The sequence below is a fragment of the Mycobacterium szulgai genome (assembly GCF_002116635.1).
In the GTDB taxonomy this organism is placed as follows: Bacteria; Actinomycetota; Actinomycetes; order Mycobacteriales; family Mycobacteriaceae; genus Mycobacterium; species Mycobacterium szulgai.
In genome coordinates this window covers 1-1772 of the sequence record NZ_LQPW01000092.1, presented here as the reverse complement: position 1 = coordinate 1772, position 1772 = coordinate 1, and the positions used below count along the sequence as shown (strand labels likewise).

Annotated in this window: 1 protein-coding gene; it reads right to left on the bottom strand. The window is 67.7% G+C overall.

What is annotated here, in order from left to right:
- A partial coding sequence (locus tag AWC27_RS14685; RefSeq protein ID WP_139837006.1) for a beta-ketoacyl reductase occupies positions 1-1772 on the bottom strand: 1772 nt, incomplete at both ends.

Here is a 1772-nt window from a genome sequence, read left to right as displayed (position 1 = left end):
GACCAGGTCGGTGAGCAGGGGGTGGGCGCGGCGGGTGGTGAAGACGTCTTGGAATTGGTCCCAGTCGACGTCGGCGAGGGTGATCAGGGTGTCGTCGGCGTCCAGGGATTGTTGTAGTGCGGCGAAGGCGGTGTCGGCGGAGAACTGGTGTAGTCCGATGCGGGCCAGGTAGTCCAGGGTGTCTTGGGAGCTGGTGCGCTCATCGGCCCAGGTTCCCCAGGCTGGGGCCAGGGCATGCCAGTCGCGGGCGCGCAGTTGGGTGGTCAGGGCTTCGAGGTGGGCGTTGGCCGCGGCGTAGGCGCCTTGTCGGGTGCCGCCCCAGGTGGCTGCGGCCGAGGAGAACAGGATGAAGGTCTGCGGTGGTTGCTCGCCTAGGGCGGTGATGAGGTTTTCTGCGCCCAGCGCCTTGGCCAGGTAAGTGTGGTGGAATTCCTCGGCGGTGACCTCGGTGATGGGGGCCCAGCCCAGAAACGCTGCCGCATGCACGACGGTGTCGAGGGGTCCGTGTTGGGTGCGGATCTGGGTGATGGCCGCGGTGACGGCGGCGCTGTCGGTGAGGTCGACCGAGATCGCGGTGGTGCTCACTCCGGTGGTGTGGAGTTCTTCTTGTAGTGCTGCTACGTCAGGATCGTGCGCGGCGGTGCGGCTGGCCAACACCAGGTGGGAGGCGCCGGCCTCGGCCAGCCAGCGGGCGATGCCCGGCCCCAGTTGGCCGGTGATGCCGGTGATGAGCGCGGTGCCGGAAGGTTTCCAGCGCGGTCGGTGTTCGGGGGGCAGCGGGGCGTGGCGCAGGCGTCGTGCGTGCACCCCGTGGGCGCGCAGGGCCAGTTGGTCTTCGGTTTGTGGGCAGGTCAGGATCGTGTGTAGGCGTTGGATGTCGGGCGCGGTGGGGGTCGCGGGCACATCAATGAGTCCGCCCCACCAGTCGGGGTGCTCCAAACAGACCGATTGGCCTAGCCCCCACACGGCGGCCTGGCTGGAGGTCAGGGGTGAGTCGTCGGTGTCTACTTGGGCACCGCCTTGAGTAAGCACCCACAACGGCAGACTCAGCCCGCTATCGCCATAGGCCTGCACCAGGGCCAGGGTGGACAACACACCGGTCGAGGGGCCTGGCGTGGTGTCGGTGTGATCGGGCAAGGCCAGCAGCGACAGCACGCCGTCGCAATCGTGGAGGGTGGCCTGTTCTTGGAGCAGCGCAGCGAACTGGTCTCGGTCCAGACCGTCGGTATCCACAATTGCGGTGCGGAATTCGTCGGAAAAACGCGCCCCCAGAGCCTGCACCCAGGCGTCGTTGGATTGGCCGGGATGGGTCACGACCAGCCATCGTGGCCGGGTCGGGGGGAAGCTGGCCGGGGTGACGGCTTGCCAGCTCACCTGGTAGCGCAGCTTGTCCACCCGGGAGCGTTGGGCCAGGTGTTGGCGCCAATGTCGCAGGGCGGTCACCACCGCTGGAAGCGAGTCGGTTTGGGCGCTGGCTTGCAGACCTAATACCTGCGCGACGGCATCGACTGCGTCGCTGTCCACCGCATCCCATAACTGGCCTTCGGCGGGGTCGCTGGCCGTATTTGGGGCCGCGACCGGGGCGAGCCAGTAGGGGCGGTGTTGGAAGGGGTAGGTGGGTAGCGCGATGGTGTGGGCGCCGGGATACAGGCTGGTCCATGACGGGCTGTGGCCGTGGGTGTGCAGCTGAGCCAAGGCGTCGGCCAGGGTGTCGAGATCAGAGTGGTCGCGGATGAGGGTGGGGATCACGTCGATGTCGTCGGTGGTCTCCA